14 protein-coding genes and 2 tRNA genes are annotated in these 15,765 nt (G+C 56.6%); 7 read left to right on the top strand and 9 right to left on the bottom strand.

Annotated elements, in window-relative coordinates:
- Window positions 1–62 precede the first annotated feature (62 nt).
- On the top strand, window positions 63–989 hold the full coding sequence (locus M504_RS02235) for a thioredoxin domain-containing protein (protein ID WP_047493134.1): 927 nt from the start codon (window positions 63–65) through the stop codon (window positions 987–989).
- Window positions 990–1,059: 70 nt separating this feature from the next.
- Here M504_RS02235 and M504_RS02230 read toward each other — a convergent pair whose 3' ends face one another.
- Window positions 1,060–2,373: an NCS2 family permease gene (locus tag M504_RS02230; RefSeq protein ID WP_047487454.1), complete on the bottom strand. Its 1,314-nt coding sequence runs from the start codon at window positions 2,371–2,373 to the stop codon at window positions 1,060–1,062.
- 113 nt (window positions 2,374–2,486) lie between these two features.
- Here M504_RS02230 and M504_RS02225 point away from each other — a divergent pair, with 113 nt between their 5' ends.
- From M504_RS02225 to nadC, 3 genes are all read left to right on the top strand, one after another.
- Window positions 2,487–3,584 carry a DNA topoisomerase IB gene (locus M504_RS02225; protein WP_047487451.1) on the top strand — a complete coding sequence of 366 codons (1,098 nt, stop codon included), beginning with the start codon at window positions 2,487–2,489 and terminating at the stop codon, window positions 3,582–3,584.
- Between the two features lie 108 nt (window positions 3,585–3,692).
- Window positions 3,693–4,970 (top strand): quinolinate synthase NadA, encoded by a 1,278-nt coding sequence (gene nadA / locus M504_RS02220; protein WP_047493132.1) that lies wholly within the window; start codon window positions 3,693–3,695, stop codon window positions 4,968–4,970.
- Window positions 4,970–5,827, top strand: coding sequence for a carboxylating nicotinate-nucleotide diphosphorylase (gene nadC, locus M504_RS02215; RefSeq protein ID WP_047487448.1), 858 nt, complete (start codon window positions 4,970–4,972; stop codon window positions 5,825–5,827). The genes nadA and nadC overlap by 1 nt, the downstream gene beginning before the upstream one ends.
- A gap of 2 nt (window positions 5,828–5,829) precedes the next feature.
- On the opposite strand, the gene M504_RS02210 is transcribed toward nadC, so the two are convergent.
- From M504_RS02210 to M504_RS02195, 4 genes are all read right to left on the bottom strand, one after another.
- Complete coding sequence (locus M504_RS02210; protein WP_052200240.1) at window positions 5,830–6,801, bottom strand: carbohydrate kinase family protein; 972 nt, start codon at window positions 6,799–6,801, stop codon at window positions 5,830–5,832.
- A gap of 101 nt (window positions 6,802–6,902) precedes the next feature.
- The gene (locus tag M504_RS02205; RefSeq protein ID WP_047487443.1) at window positions 6,903–7,769 is read right to left on the bottom strand and encodes an inositol oxygenase family protein; all 867 of its coding nucleotides are present in this window, start codon (window positions 7,767–7,769) and stop codon (window positions 6,903–6,905) included.
- Between the two features lie 89 nt (window positions 7,770–7,858).
- Window positions 7,859–8,878, bottom strand: coding sequence for a LacI family DNA-binding transcriptional regulator (locus tag M504_RS02200; RefSeq protein ID WP_047487439.1), 1,020 nt, complete (start codon window positions 8,876–8,878; stop codon window positions 7,859–7,861).
- 29 nt (window positions 8,879–8,907) lie between these two features.
- Window positions 8,908–10,041 (bottom strand): GRP family sugar transporter, encoded by a 1,134-nt coding sequence (locus M504_RS02195; protein ID WP_232296125.1) that lies wholly within the window; start codon window positions 10,039–10,041, stop codon window positions 8,908–8,910.
- Between the two features lie 380 nt (window positions 10,042–10,421).
- On the opposite strand from M504_RS02195, the gene M504_RS02190 reads away from it, so the two are divergent.
- Complete coding sequence (locus M504_RS02190; RefSeq protein WP_047487433.1) at window positions 10,422–10,739, top strand: Rieske 2Fe-2S domain-containing protein; 318 nt, start codon at window positions 10,422–10,424, stop codon at window positions 10,737–10,739.
- Here M504_RS02190 and M504_RS02185 read toward each other — a convergent pair.
- Window positions 10,736–12,379 (bottom strand): NAD(P)/FAD-dependent oxidoreductase, encoded by a 1,644-nt coding sequence (locus tag M504_RS02185; protein ID WP_047487430.1) that lies wholly within the window; start codon window positions 12,377–12,379, stop codon window positions 10,736–10,738. The genes M504_RS02190 and M504_RS02185 overlap by 4 nt on opposite strands.
- Window positions 12,380–12,496: 117 nt before the next feature.
- Here M504_RS02185 and M504_RS02180 point away from each other — a divergent pair, with 117 nt between their 5' ends.
- Window positions 12,497–13,543, top strand: coding sequence for an NAD(P)-dependent oxidoreductase (locus M504_RS02180; RefSeq protein WP_047487426.1), 1,047 nt, complete (start codon window positions 12,497–12,499; stop codon window positions 13,541–13,543).
- Between the two features lie 55 nt (window positions 13,544–13,598).
- Here M504_RS02180 and M504_RS02175 read toward each other — a convergent pair.
- The 3 genes from M504_RS02175 to M504_RS02165 form a co-directional block, all read right to left on the bottom strand.
- Window positions 13,599–13,673, bottom strand: a tRNA-Cys gene (locus M504_RS02175).
- A 98-nt stretch (window positions 13,674–13,771) separates the two neighbouring features.
- Window positions 13,772–13,846: transfer RNA gene (locus M504_RS02170), tRNA-Gly, on the bottom strand.
- A gap of 115 nt (window positions 13,847–13,961) precedes the next feature.
- Window positions 13,962–14,549: a class IV adenylate cyclase gene (locus M504_RS02165; RefSeq protein WP_047487423.1), complete on the bottom strand. Its 588-nt coding sequence runs from the start codon at window positions 14,547–14,549 to the stop codon at window positions 13,962–13,964.
- A 58-nt stretch (window positions 14,550–14,607) separates the two neighbouring features.
- Here M504_RS02165 and M504_RS02160 point away from each other — a divergent pair, with 58 nt between their 5' ends.
- Window positions 14,608–15,657 carry an L-threonylcarbamoyladenylate synthase gene (locus M504_RS02160; protein WP_369792886.1) on the top strand — a complete coding sequence of 350 codons (1,050 nt, stop codon included), beginning with the start codon at window positions 14,608–14,610 and terminating at the stop codon, window positions 15,655–15,657.
- The last annotated feature ends 108 nt before the right edge of the window (window positions 15,658–15,765 follow it).

The raw sequence follows: 15,765 nt of genomic DNA, 5'->3' as shown, positions 1-15,765 counted from the left end.
GCAACCCGGCGCAGTGAAAGGGGCTTGCGACATCGCTCTTGGGTGAGAAGATAAACGTGATCATGCGAATCCAGTCCTTGCTCTCCTTTGCTGCTGCCGTGGCGATTGCGGTTGGTTCTGCCGCTGTTGCCCAGGCGCCTGCCGAACCCGCATTCCCGGCTACCAACCCGAAGTACTTCGATGCCACCTCGCCCACCTCGGCCGACGTGGAAGCCTTCCTCAAGGCCATCTGGGGCTACGACACCAACCGCTCCTGGAAGGTCATGGCCATCCAGAAGACGCCTGCTCCCGGCGTGAGCAAGGTGACCATCTTTGTAGCCGATAAGAGCCAGGGCAACAAGGTAGACAGCGTCCGCTTCTACGTCACGGCAGATGGTAAATACGCCATTGCCGATACAGTCTTCCGCTTCGGAGCGCATCCCTTCGACGACAACGCTAAGGTGCTCGCCGCCGAAGCCAACGGCCCCGCCACCGGTGCCGCCGACAAGAAGATCCTCTTCGTAGAATTTGCCGACCTTCAGTGCCCGCATTGCAAGGAAGCAGAGCCGGTGATGGAACAGCTACAGAAGGACTTCCCGCAGGCACGTTTCGTGTACGAGAACTATCCGCTGGTGGAGATTCACCCCTTCGCCTACAAGTCTGCCGCAATCGGCAACTGCATAGCGCAGGCCAAGGGTGATGCAGCCTTCTTCACCTACATCAAGGACGTCTTCGCCCACCAGGAAGGCCTGACCGACTCGATGGCAGACACCACGATTGCCAACGCCGTAAAGGCTGCCGGTGCTGATCCCGCCGCCATGGCCACCTGCGCCGCCTCACCCGCCGCCAAGACTAAGCTAGACGGACAGATCGAGCTGGCAGGGAAGCTGGGCGTAGACCAGACCCCCATGCTCGCGGTCAACGGCCACCTGATGCCCCTGGGTGGCGTACCCTACGAGACCCTGAAGCAAGTCATCGACTGGGATTTGAAGCAGGAAGGTTTGAAGTAGTTGTTCGCATCGACTGAATAGAAAATGGCCGCAACGTCTCACGTTGCGGCCATTCTTCATGCAGGTGCGTTTAGTGATGTGACAGAAAGAGGAACCGCGCGACGAATAGCGCTGCCAGCACAAACAGCAACCAGTCCTTGCGCGACGATTGGCCGCTGAACAGCCGCAAGAGCGCAAAGCTGGTAATGCCAATACCAAGTCCATTGGCGATGGAATACGTCAGCGGAATCATCACCAGCGTAAGGAACGCCGGAATGGCAACCGTCGGATCGCTCCAGTTCACCTCGGCAATGGAACCCAGCATCAGCGCCCCGACGATGATGAGCGCAGGCGCAGTAGCCGAACTGGGAATCGCTCCCACAAGAGGCGCCACGAACATGGACACCAGGAAACACAGTCCCGTCACGATGGCCGGAATCCCCGTCCGTCCACCAGCAGCAACACCAGCCGACGACTCAATGTAAGAGCACACCGTGCTCGTTCCCGCCAGCGATCCCGCAATCGTGGCGGTCGCGTCGGCGAAGAAGATACGCGACAACCGAGGTATCTTCGCATCGTCCGTAATGAGTCCAGCCTTCTTGGTCACGGCAACGAGTGTTCCCACGTTGTCGAACAGGTCCACGAAGAGGAAGACGAAGATGATCTCCAGCGCGCCCGTATGCAGAGCGCCTCGAATGTCCAGGTGAAACGCCGTCGCCGTAATCGCCCGGAAGGAGAACGGCTGCGAAGCCAGATGCACCTGCCCAAACACATATCCAGTGAGCAACGTCCCGGCAATACCGATAAGGATCGACGCACGCACACGCAGGATCTGCAACACACCAATCAACAGTAGCCCGAACAACGCCAGCGCCGTTCCCGGTGCGCGCAGATTCCCCAGCGCAACAGTGGTATCCGGATCACGCACAATGATCCCGGACTCCATTAACCCGATGAAGGCGATGAACAGTCCAACACCACCAGCGACCGAGGCGTGCAGCTCACGCGGGATCGCCTCCACCAGCAACTGCCGGATGCCCCCAAAGGTAAGCAGTAGGAAGACCACACCGGAGATAAACACCGCCCCCAGCGCCGTCTGCCAGGGAATATGCATCTTCAGGCACACCGTGTAGGTGAAGTACGCGTTCAACCCCATCCCCGGTGCCAGTGCCAACGGATAGCGCGCCATAAACCCCATCAGAATGGAGCCAAATGCGGCGCAAAGACATGTGGCAGCCGTCACCGCGGCAATCGGCATACCCGTCTTCGACAGGATCGCAGGGTTGACGAAGATGATGTAAGCCATCGTCAGAAAGGTCGTTAGACCCGCAAGGATCTCCGTGCGCCATGTGGCGTGAAGACCGGCGAAGTCGAAATAGCGCTCCAGTGCCTGGCGCAAAAGCATGTCCTTTCTGCAGGAGGGGATATGCCAACTATACGAGACATCCATCTCCAGACGGCGGTCACCCCAGTTGCGGATTCTGCATCCCATTCGTTGCGATGAAGAAGGCAGTCGGAATGAAGGCACCGGAAATCATTCTTGATCCGGTCGAAGCGGCAAAGTCAGCAGGGCTTCGCTACACAAGCGATCGTCAACCTGGGCATCATCGGATTGCGCATGGCAAGACGTTTCGTTACACCACGCCCGATGGCAAGGTGCTGCGGGAGAAGCAGGTCCTTGCACGTATCCGGTCACTGGTGATCCCGCCGGCATGGACCGATGTCTGGATCACCACGCACGACAACGGTCACCTGCAATGTACCGGGCGGGATGCGCGCGGACGCAAGCAGAGTCGCTATCATCCGCGTTGGCGTGAAGTCCGCGACGAGACGAAGTATGAGCGCATGTCACTTTTCGCGGAGGCATTGCCGATCATTCGTAAACGTGTCGCAAATGATCTGGAGCAACCGGGGTTGCCGCGTGAGAAGGTGTTGGCCACCGTAGTCCGGCTTATGGAAGAGACTCATATTCGCGTTGGCAACGAGGAATACGCGCGCACCAACAAAAGCTACGGCCTGACTACCATGAGGACGAAACATGTGGAGGTTCATGGGACGCACGTTACCTTCGACTTTCAAGGCAAGAGCCGTGTTCATCACACCATCAACCTGCAAGACCGCAGGCTTGCGAAGATCATCCGCCAGATCAGCGAGCTTCCGGGATATGAGCTATTTCAGTATGTGGACGATGAGAGCAATCGCCATAGCATCGATTCCACGGACGTGAATGACTATCTGAAAGAGATTACGGGTGAACACTTCACAGCAAAAGACTTCCGTACGTGGGCAGGCAGCGTCCTGTGCTGCTCTTTGCTCAATGAGTCGGAACCGGCAACATCCATGACGCAGGCGAAAAAGAATGTGGTGCAGGCCATCGCTCAGGTAGCGTCGAAGCTCGGAAATACTCCCAGCGTATGCCGCAAATGCTACGTCCATCCTGCAGTTCTGGAACGCTATTTTGGCGCAATCAGTGCTGAGGAAGCGGAGAAGCAGCTTGAGAACCAGATTCTCGAAGAGCGCAAGAGTATTGCGAAACACCCCTCAGCGTTACATGCTGAAGAACGCGAACTGGTGAACCTGTTACATCAGCGATCACTCCTGAAAAAAGCGGCCTGATACGAGACTTCGCGGAAACGTTTATCCTTGGTAGAAGCGCGTACACGCGGTGCATCGGAACATCGAGTGCCAGCGGAATCCCGGGACGCGTGGTTACGAGGATTCGCGTTGGCTTCCGTTGACAATACCCTCCGGCTGATTCGTATTGGCGAACAGCAAGGCTCCAGTTGCTCCTCCGCACTTGCAGACGATCCCTGGCAGTATGACGCGACCGCAGGCTATGGTCCCGGTGCGTCACAGCGTGATGCGCTACCCGAAGGTTCGCCCGCACAGGGTGTGATTCCGCGGGAGTATCGCAATGCCTCGGCAGCCGAGCTTGATCTGCGTATCCGTGCGGCGAAACATTCGCTGGGCGATCGACTGGTAATGCTTGGCCACTTCTATCAGCGCGATGAAGTCGTAAAGTACGCCGACTTTGTTGGCGACAGTTTCCAGCTCGCACAGGCAGCAAAGACCCGACCCGACGCGGAATACATTGTTTTCTGCGGCGTCCACTTCATGGCAGAAACCGCCGATATGCTATCGCAGCCGAATCAATCGGTAATCCTGCCGAATCTTGCCGCTGGATGCTCCATGGCCGATATGGCCGATCTGGATAGCGTGCAGGATTGCTGGGAAGAGTTGATGGATCTATACGGCAACGAGCCAGATGCCGATGGTCGTACTCCCGTTATCCCAGTCACGTACATGAACTCTTCAGCAGCACTGAAGGCGTTTTGTGGACGCAATGGCGGTATTGTCTGTACGTCGTCTAATGCGGCTCAAGTGCTGGAGTGGGCCTTCGCACGCGGACAGCGCGTGTTGTTCTTCCCAGATCAGCATCTCGGACGCAACACTGCAAAGGCCATGGGTATTCCACTGGCTCAGATGCCGGTATGGCAGCCCGAGCAGGAGCTTGGCGGCAACACGGAAGCAGCGATGCGTGACGCAAAGGTCATCCTTTGGCATGGCTACTGCTCAGTGCACAAGCGGTTCACGGTAGAACAGATTCGCCACGCGCGTCACCGGCATCCCGGTGTGCGTGTGCTCGTACATCCGGAGTGCCCAATGGAAGTGGTTGACGCTGCGGACGAGTACGGCTCGACGGATTACATTAAGAGGCGCATTGAAGCGGCCGAACCCGGCGGCGTGTTTGCTGTCGGCACTGAGATCAACCTGGTACAGCGCCTCGCCGACCAGAATCCCCAACACACCATCGTCTGCCTGGATTCCATCATCTGTCCGTGCTCTACGATGTATCGCATTCATCCCAGTTATCTGGCGTGGGTGCTGGAGTCTATGGATCGCGGTGAAATCGTTAACCAGATTACCGTTCCAGAGGATGTGGCCGAGCCTGCGCGTATTGCGCTGGAACGTATGCTTTATGTGAAGCCCAAGGTTGCTTGATGATACTCGCCGTAGACGCTGTCGATCGCATTGTCCGCATTGCACTGGACGAGGACGCTCCCTGGGGTGACGTTACTTCCGAGCTTCTGATTTCCGAAGATACGCAGGTAACAGCAATTCTCGCAGCGAGGGAAGATGGTGTTCTTTCCGGCGCGCAGGTTTTCGCTGCGGCGATGCGCCTGGTCGACCCTGCAACGCTCGTTACCTTCTCTGTACGGGACGCAGAATCGTTTACCGCTGGTCAGGTGCTAGCCACGGTGAGTGGATTTGCTCGCAATGTTCTTCGCGGAGAGCGCGTTGCGCTGAACTTCATCCAGAGGATGAGCGGCATTGCAACGCTCACAGCAAAGTATGTCTCGGAGACCGCGGGAACGAAGGCTCGCATCGTGGACACGCGCAAGACGACGCCGGGATTGCGGCTGCTGGAGCGCTATGCTGTCCGTTGCGGTGGCGGATCCAATCATCGCTATTCGCTGTCGGATGCAGTGTTGGCCAAGGATAATCACCTTGCCATCGTTACAGACGGGGGCAAAAAAGATCTGTCCACGGCTTTACGAGAGGCACGGAGCCGTCTTCCGCACACAACGCATTTTGAAGTGGAAGTAGATCGTCCCGATCAGATTGAACCTGTGCTGTCCGCAGGCGTGGACACAATTATGCTCGATAACTTCACCACGGAGCAGATGCGTGATGCGGTGAAGCAGATCAATGGACGCGCCCTGGTGGAAGCAAGCGGTGGTGTTCAGTTGCCACGCATTCGTGAGATTGCGGAGACAGGCGTGGACATCATTTCGGTGGGCGCACTGACGCATAGCGTGCGCGCGCTGGATCTCGGTCTGGACATCGAAGACAGCTAAAGCTACTGGGCAGTCTTTTCCGCAACCGCATTCTGGCTCGCATAGCGCTGATCTGCGAGCATGATGCGCGTAATCTCTTCCACTGTTCCAATGCGACCACGTGCGCCCGCACGTGTGCAGTTCAAAGCGGCTGCGGCACAGGCATAGTCGAGTTGACGCTCGAGTGGCCAGCCCTGCAGCAGTCCATAGATGAAGCCTGCGTGGAACAGGTCGCCCGCACCTGTTGTATCAACTGTGGAGACGCGATAGGCGGGTCGCTGCAGAATCTGCTTACCGTTGAAAGTGAGCACGCCTTCAAGCCCCAGAGTGATTCCGGCAAGATTGCAATCTGCGCGTTCCTGGAGGAGCTTTAGAGCTTTCAAGGGATCGGGCTCGCCGGTAAGTGCAGAAGGGAACTCGCGACTGGCGAGAACATAGTCGACCAGCGGCAGCAGGTCATCCACGCCGGGGCGGATCACGTCTAAGTCCGCAATGACAGGGATGCCAGCCTCACGAGCCCAACTGGCTGCGGTGATGGCAGCAGTGGTGTGATATCCGTCCACGAGCAGCGCGCGGGCAGAAGTAATCCATTCGCGGTGAAGGTCCTCTGGCTGTAGCGTAAGGCGCGGGTCGCGATGGCACAGAACGGTGCGCTCGCCGGAGCCGTCGACAAGAATCAGCGACTGCGGGCTGGCGGAGTCTTCGACTGTCGTTATGCGCGTTTCGACACCGACGTCGTCAAATGCGGCGCGGTGCAGCCGTGCCGCGTAGTCATCGCCGAGACGTCCGATGTAGCGCGTGCGCAGACCCCAGCGGCGGCAGGCGATAACAGCGGTAGAAACTTCGCCGCCGAGAAGGATGCTGCGCTCCGAATATTCGGTTTTGGAACCGAGGGCAGGGAAGCTGGCAAGGGGAATGACAGTATCGGTGGCGTTGAGACCCACGCCTACCAGATCGACCTTTGTGCTCTTCGGTTTTTGCGACATCTCCTTCATCGTACTCCCCTCAAAAGCAAAAATAGAACGTCAAGTTGCTGGTCGTACCAAACGAAAGGCCCCCGGATAACCGAGGGCCCTGGAGATGGAATGACGCTGGTTTACCAGTCAAGCTTCTCAGGAAAGAACTCAGCAAACAGATCGTCGTAGTAGGGCTTCAACTGAGCCATGTCTGGCTTGGTATTGCCCTTGGAGTACAGATCGTAGGGATTGAACCGAAGCACGGAAGGGAGCATGGCGCGATCCTGCTCGTTGCACAGGTGGTCATATGCGCCGTGACGGTGCCAGGCATAGAACGAATGATAGCGAAGCATGTAGAGCGCCTCCATGGGGAGGTAGTTCTTCGTTACTTCGTAGATGTAGCCGTCATGGCCGAAGCTCATCTTCACCTTGTCCAGACCGCAGTTTGGTTCATAGATACCGTACTTGGTCTGATACAGCGGGTTGTTGTAATCCGGATTTGCCTTGAAATATTCGGGGAAGACCACTTGATTGGAGTACGCACAGCCGGTGGGGAAGGTATCGCCCACGACGCCCCACTGAGGCTCGCCGTAGAGGCAGAGGCACTTGCCCAGGTCATGAACAAAGCCGGTGGCCACCATCCAGCGCGGCTCATTGTTGGCGCGCATGGCTTCAGAGGTCTGCAGCAGATGTTCAATCTGGGTCAGATCTGTGTCGGGGTCGCTGTCGTCGACGAGGGTATTCAGGTATTCCGCAGCTTCCCAGATGCTCTTTTTACCGCGCGTCAGGCCAAAGTATTCCTTTTCTTTGCCCAGCACGTATTCGTGCGTCTGGTAGGTATGGTTTAGGCGGTAAAACTCTGCAACACCGGGGTTTGCCTCTGCGTCATAAACGCGAAATTCCTCCTGGCTCTTGCCTTCCTTGTAACGTCCCTGAAGAAATTCTTCCCACTCGTGCTCGATTGGTAAACCGTTCTCACCAACGGCATCAACAACTGCAGTACCCATGACAACCCTCCAGCTACGCCTTTCGTACGGGCGTTTAGTTAGCGGTAACTATACCCAGTCAATGAGACGGTGCGCAAGGATAAAAGTTCTTATTTGGCAGAAGTTGTCAGAGAGGATTCGCGGACGACCAATGTTGGTTCCAGAAGGACGGAACGAGGTTCCAGGTTCGGCTGTTCCGCAAGCTGAATTGCGAGCCGCCCGGCCTGCTGGCCGAGGCGCTCGGTGCTCTGATCGATAGAAGTTAATGGCGTCCGCAGATAGCGGGCATAAGGCATGTTGCCGCAGCCAACGAAGGCAATCTCTTTGGGGATGGAGCGGCCTGCGTCACGTGCAGCTTCCATGGCACCAATGGCCGCCAGGTCGTTGTAGCAGAAGACGGCATCCACATCCGGATGCTCTCCTAACAGGCGTTGCATCGCAGCATAGCCTTCGCGGTCGCCGGCTTCGTCCATGTGGTCGAACCGGACGACGAGAGACTCATCCACCGGAAGCTGGTTTGCAGCAAGAGTCTCGCGATAGCCGCGCGCGCGCTCCATGGACGGGCTCAGCGGCCGCCCCGTGATGTGCGCAATGCGCTTTCTGCCAGTGTCGATGAGGTGCTGCGTGGCCATGCGGCCTACTGCGAAGTCATCGCCGCCAACGAAAGGTGCTTCTAACTCTGGATAGTTACGATCGATGAGCAGATATGGCGTTCGTTCGTCGCCAGACTGGTAGATGCTGGCCAAATTCTGCTGGCACGACGCGACGAGCAACACATCCACGCCACGGCTAAGGATGGTTCGAATTTCCGATTGCTCGATCGCCGGGTCATCCTCTGACGACGCGATGATGAGAGCGCGGCCCGTCTCACGCAGAACTTCAGAAAGGGACTTTGCGAACTCGGCAAAGAACGTTTGCACGAGGTCTGGAACCACAAGACCTACGGTGTAGGTGCGGCCACTGGCCAGTCCCCGCGCCAGCATGTTTGGCTGGTAGTTCAATTCCTGCATGCGCTGTAGAACGCGTGCGCGGGTGGCTTCGCTGATGTCGGGATTGCCCCGCAGCACCTTAGAAACGGTCACGGTAGACACGTTCAGATCGCGCGCAATGTCTTTCAGTCGTACGGCCACAGTGAATCCAGTCTACGGTGCAGGGGACATCAGGAAAAGCGTGTCTCGCGGCGGAGGCGCATCCCGGCGGCGATCAGGCTAACCACCAGGACAATACCAAGTACGGCCATCCAGCGGAAGTTCATCTCCAGCGGTGGTACGACAGCGCGCACAGCGAGAAAAATGAAGAAGCTGGTAGCGACTCCGACGATGAGGTAATCCCACCAGCGTCGCTTTTCTTCGCGTCCTGAGAATTCATCGCCCGCCTGAGCCAGAAGGGTTTCGCGATAGTCCAAGCCATAGCGGTCGCACTCACGTTCGAGGGCCTTGTTACGCGACGTGTGCTCCCCGATGGAAGCTTTGGCGGTGCTGATAAACAGGGCGCCGAGGATCATGATGAGCGATCCGGCAATGACCAGAGCTTTGTGTTGGCCGTCGGCATTGCGGAGTTCGCCGAACACGAGCGCACCCCATGCCAACCCCCAAAGCTGGTTCGTGTTGGAGAGAGGAATGCCACGGCCAATGCCGAGGTACTTCGTTGCGAACTGCTGGAAGAGATCTCCGATAACCCAGACAAATCCGCCGAGGAAGAGCCAGAACAACAGCGGACCGCTCTGCACGAGTGTGAACGCGGAAGAATGCCGCCCGCCATCAAGTGTCCATGTAAGGGCGAACATCGTGAACAGTTCACCCACGGTGAAAGCTGTGACGAACGACAGCGGATTCATGCCGCTGAGATATGCCTTGCGGTAAGGCACGTACATGGTGCCCCACATCAGGCTGGCTCCGATAGCGGCGAGAACGCCTCCCAGCGCATTGTGTCCGGTGGAGGTGGCTCCATGCAGAGTGCTGAAGCCGAGCATAATCGCAGCGATGATGATGCAGGTGGTTCCCAGGACGACCTTGGTTGTTGTCTTGCCGTCCGCACCTTGTAGTTCGCGAAAGAGAATACGTCCCCAGAAGAGGCCTACGAGGGAGTTGGTGTTCCACATGGGGAAGGCAATGGCCAGGCCCACATCACGAATGGCGAACACCGTCAGCGTATTCGCAACGGCCCACAAGGCGCCCGCAAGGATTGCCCACACCAGCAGGTGCTTACGCGCCATCAGATCGCGAAAAACGTAACCTGTGCCTTTGAGCAGCGTGGGGAATGTCCAGCGTGCAGTAAAGACACCTGCCACCATGCAGAGCGAGATGGCAAATGGGGAGAAGCCCGCGGTAACGAGTTTTGTGGGCGCTTCTGCGGCTCCCAGCCAGACACCTGCAGTCAGACCGCAGAGAACGCCTAGGGAATGCAGCGACGACGCATTGGATGAATGTTCTTGTGACAGGGCAGTAATCCTGAAGAGAAATTAGCGCTTAGTGAAGCGCGATAAGCAGCGCGAGGCCGAAACCAAGAACGGCAACTGGCACCCAGAACTGAACGTCGGTAACAATGGCTCTAAGAGTGCGGCCTGCGGATGGCGATGTGCTCAAACGGTCCTCGATGCAATAAGTGCTTTGCGAATGTCACGTTAGGATGCCGTGCGGACGATGTCAAGTTCCGCCATGAAAAGGTTTTGGAATGATTGCGAAGTTATGCGATGCGAAAGACCTGCCAGACGCAGGAAAAATGAAGAGTTTCGCGGGTCGCAATGGACTGCAAATCTGCGTTACAGAGATCGAAGGAAAGCTGGTTGCATTCGACAACCACTGCCCGCATCAGGGTGCACCTCTATCCGCAGGGCATCTGGACGGTTGTATGGTCGTATGCCCGTATCACGCATGGCGATTCGACGTAACGAACGGCAAGAGTGAGAACATTGCCGACCCTGATCTGGGAACCTACGAGATCCGTCGATATGACGACGAAGTGTTCGTTAGGCTTCCTAACTCCATCTAGGTCGTCGGAGTGCGCATCGAGTCTTCTTCCGCGTCGGGTACTTCTTCGGCGTCCTTCTCTTCGTGATAGACCATCTCCGAATTGATCTTCCAGAGATTGCGCTTGTCTGTGATGCCATGGATCACATTGTCGACGGCACGCATTGCGGTCAGCATGGAATGATCCTGGTTGTTGTACTTGTGCATGCCGTTACGACCAACAAGAAACAGATTCTCAAACTGGTCGGTGAAGGCGCGAAGTTCGTCAAAGCGATCGTATGTGCCGAAGTAAGCAGGATAGGTCTTGGGGACGCGGACCACATGCGCGTCTTCAAACTGCGGCGAGGGAAGAATGCCGATCTTATGCAGCTCTACTGCACCAAGTCGCTTTAACTCGTCGTCCGGCATGCTCCACAGCGGGTCTGTTTCATAGCAGAAATACTCAAGGCCAATCCAGATTTTGTCGGACGCGACGAGATACGGACTCCAGTTATTGAAGATTTGTAGACGACCAATCAGGACATCTGGCTCCTGGATATAGATCCACGTGTCTTTCAGTAATGAACCATCGTTTTCAGTAACCGCAAGACGATCCACGAGTAGGCCGATTGTGATGAAATCGCGATACACAAGGCCTTCTGCGACCTGTTTCACGTTCGCAGGAATCGCTGTGCCCGTGCGCTCCATCGCGCGGATGAGATCACGCATCGGCATGGTGGACACGAAGACGTCCGCAGGATGATTTGTGACATTGCCATGGCCATCAGCTGCGTCTACTGAGATCACACGATTGCCTTCTGTGTGAATGCCGACGACGGGGTTTTCGAGCTGAATCTCCCCACCGTTGGATACGATCTTGTCCGCGACATGCTCCCAGAGTTGGCCTGGCCCGTACTTGGGGTACAGAAAGCGCTCAATCAGCGATGTGTCTGTCTTCTTTTGCTGAATATCCGACAAATCAGCGTCCTTCTTGCTGAAGGACTTCTTAAGGAAATGCTTGATCGCAGTGGTGAGCGACAATCCCTTGATACGCTGTGCGCCCCATTCTGCGCTGATTTCGTCGCATCGTGTGCCCCACACCTTTTCCGTGTAGCTCTTGAAGAAGGTGAGGTAGAGTTGGCGACCAAACCGGTTAATGAGAAAGTCTTCGAGTGACTTTTCATTTTCAATGGGCGCAAGCCGCGACTCGATGTAGCTGATGCCGATACGCACTGCCCGCGACAGTCCAAGTTTTTCCAGCGTGTCGCGTGTGAGCGTAATGGGATAGTCGAAGAACCGGCGGAGGTAGTAAATGCGGCTTTTGCGCGGGCGGATAAGCATCAGTAAATCCGCTTCTTGAGCCGTTTTGTCAGAGCTCTCCGCTAGCCCCTCAATTGAGCGAGTGCTGTTCTGGTAGGCGATGGCAGCCTTACTGTCCGCTCCGCGTTCGGTGGGCATCTGGTCTAGCCACCACTTCATCACGCGATCGTTCTTTGAAAAGAAGCGATGGCCGCCGATGTCCATGCGGTTGCCCTTGTACTGTACCGTGCGCGAGATGCCCCCGATTTCGCCAGTTGCTTCAAGGACGACGGGGTGAATGGAGCTCTGCTTTTGGAACTCCAGTGCTGCGGTGAGGCCAGCGGGGCCTGCTCCGATGATGAGGGCGGTTTTGCGGGACGGCATTGCTTCCTTCAAGACTTGCTCACGCTAGTGTACGGATTGCATCGCGTAAGTGTCTTCTATTGTGACGATCCGGTTTGGCAACGGTGTATTTCGGTACGATAGAAGACAGGATTTTCAGTGGCTCACTATCTCGTTACCGGTGCATCAGGATTCTTTGGCGGCGTGTTGAAGCGCAGGCTTCTGCGCGAAGGACATACCGTAGTCAACATTGATCTTGAGCGCGACGAAGACGCCGGGCTCGACGGATTAACTAGCATTCAGGGTGATCTACGCGATCGCGCGCTGATGGAGCGCACGTTTGCCGAGCACAGCTTCGACGCCATCTTTCATGCGGCAGCACAGCTCGCGCATGGCATGAAGCTGGATGAGCACCTAATGTGGACCAGCAACGTGGATGCCACAGCTTTGCTGGCTGAATTGGCAAAGAAGCATGGTGTGAAACCGTTCGTCTTCGTCTCGACGAATTGTCTGTGGGCGTCGAACCTGGGGCATCCGGTTCATGAGGAAAACGACACACCTGCTCCCGTGGAGCTTTATGGCCGCTCCAAGCTGGAGGCGGAGCATCGCCTGAAGCCGTTCATGGACGACCTGAACGTGGTCATCATTCGTTGCCCCACGATCATGGATAGCGGTCGGTTGGGATTACTCGCGATTCTGTACGAGTTCATCGATGACCACAAAACGGTATGGGTAGTGGGTGACGGTAGCAATCGGTACCAGTTCATCTACGCCGACGATCTGGCGACAGCCTGCATTCAGGGCGCCAGCTACCAGGGCAGTGGCATCTTCCACATTGGGTCCGACAACGTGAAGTCAATGCGCGAGGTGTATGAAGCTGTCATCGCCGCAGGTGGCAGCCGCAGTAAAGTCCGCTCGTTGCCAAAGACTCCAACAATCGCGGCGATGATGCTGGCTCACAAGCTGAAGGTGTCCCCACTGGGGCCCTACCACTACAAGATGATTGCGGAGAGTTTCATCTTCGACACTACGAAGATCAAACGCGGACTAGGCTGGCAGCCGACTCTGACGAACGAAGAGATGCTCCTGCGCGCATATGACTATTACAAACAGAATCGCCGCGAAATCGCCGCGCGTACGGACGTAAGTGCACATCGCAAACCAGCAGAGATGGGAATCATTCGCTTGTTGAAGTGGATTTCGTAGCGACAGCTGTGTAGCTGAATTTATAGAAAAGGGAATCCGAGACGCGATAGGGGAGTGGAGGCGCGGGTCGGGATCGAACCGACGCATAAAGGTTTTGCAGACCTCTCCCTTACCACTTGGGTACCGCGCCATTCACACATTCAGGAGAAGAGGAATGTGCAATCTATCTTACGCTTGCTTCGATAGTCTGAAGCCGGTATCAGCACGCCGGAGAGGCAAGGCTGGAAATGGAGCGGGAGACGGGATTTGAACCCGCGACATCTTCCTTGGCAAGGAAGCACTCTACCACTGAGCTACTCCCGCTCAACAAGATTAACTATATCGAATGAGAAGGCTGAGGTCAACGTGCGCTGGGCCTTGGAATAACATCTGCTGTGGAAAGCAGTTACATGTTTTGATTCCTGCCAAAAGTATGACTTTATACCAGAGCGCGTGAAGATTCGATCTCTTCAAAGGTCATATTCTCTGCAAGGGATGCGCTACGTTGCTTCCAGTCCAGAAACATGCGGCCATAGCTATCGGTAAAGCAGAGCTCGCGGGATACATTCAGGCGTTCCAGTGCCCGGTCAATCCAATCTGGTGTGCCTTCCAGTTCCGCAAAGATGCCAATTGGAGTCTCATCCAGCAATAGTTCACCCTGGCCATCGCGAAATTCGGTACGGAACTTCTCATAGCGAAACACCGGACCGTAGCCAAGCTCAACAAAGACTGTTGCCAACGCGTCCGGGTCGGCAACATCTGTCTCCGTTTCCACTCGTTCTTTGTAGAACGAGGTGTCGTCGTTATCCGCCGGTGGCTTCTTGTGGGTCAGCAGGTTGCGGCCGTTGTATTCGCGAAGCCGCAGGATCTGGCGCTCCGAGAGAAGGCGGCGTTCCGACGTGTCGAAGAGAGTATTGCGTTCGAGTGTGCGTTCGGTGTGGATCTGAAAGCCGGCGCGCAGGGCGCGCGCATGAAACTCGCGCGCATCGCCGACACGGAACTTGAGCTCAATCTCCGCGTGCTGCATAACAAAGTATAGGCATGGGTACTTGCGAACGGTACGAGAAAGTGGGCAGTATAGACCGGTGAAAATTGCGACATCTTCTTCCTCTGCACAACGGACGCTGCATCTTCAGGCCGATCAACCCGCCGACATCGAAAAAGCGGCAAAGATTCTTCAGGATGGCGGACTGGTCGCCATGCCAACCGAGACCGTGTACGGCCTGGCCGCAAACGCTCTGGATGAAAAAGCCGTAGCTGCGATCTTTGCCGCGAAGAAACGCCCCAGCTGGGATCCACTCATTGTCCATGTGAGCGACATGGCGATGCTCTCCCGCGTGGTGCGTGAGGTGCCCACCGCTGCGTTGATGTTAATGGAGAGGTTCTGGCCCGGACCACTCACTCTGTTGTTGCCACGCCATCGGAGCCTGTCCGATAGTGTGACGGCAGGACGAGAGCTGGTAGGGGTAAGAATGCCGGCGCACAAGACGCCACAGCAGTTGATCCGTAGTGCCGAGTTGCCGCTGGCCGCTCCCAGCGCCAATCTTTTCGGCCACGTAAGCCCCACGACCGTCGCGCATGTCCTGGCGGATCTGGATGGACGGATTGACGCTGTCCTGGATGCCGGTCCGTCGGAGATCGGCGTGGAATCGACAGTTCTCGATCCAGTGACGCGCGTGTTATATCGCCAAGGGGGCGTGAGCCGGGCTCAGATCGAAGCGGTACTGGGTAAGCCTGTCACCGTGTATCACCGACGTGAGGACGTCACCAAGCCTGCGGCGAAGCCGGAAAGCCTCCCGTCGCCGGGTGTGGGCATTCGGCATTACGCACCAAAGGCAAACGTGATGTTGGTACATACGCAAGCGGACATGGACGATCTGCTATTGCACGTTACTCCCGAGCATACCGGCGTGATGCTGCCCAAAGGCTGGAAGGCAAGCGGATGGAGCGGTAAGGTCTTTGCGTGGGAAGCATGGAACGAGCCTGCCGCGCTAGCGAGAACACTCTATACGGGGCTGCGCACGCTCGACGAAAAGGGAGTTCGGACCATCGTCTGTCCTCTCCCTTCCTCCAGTGAAGAACCACTGGTCGAGGCCATTCGTGATCGCTTGTTGAAAGCCGCGCGAGATGCCTAAGCGCGTCTGAAATATGGCTTTCTGTCGCGGACTTGCTGGACAACATCGACCCCAACAGAACATTCAAGTCATGCCAGAAACAAAGCGACGGCGTAATCTCTTCGATTA

Origin of the sequence: Terriglobus sp. TAA 43, assembly GCF_000800015.1 — a bacterium.
In the GTDB taxonomy this organism is placed as follows: Bacteria; Acidobacteriota; Terriglobia; order Terriglobales; family Acidobacteriaceae; genus Terriglobus.
This window is presented reverse-complemented; position numbering and strand designations above follow the sequence as displayed.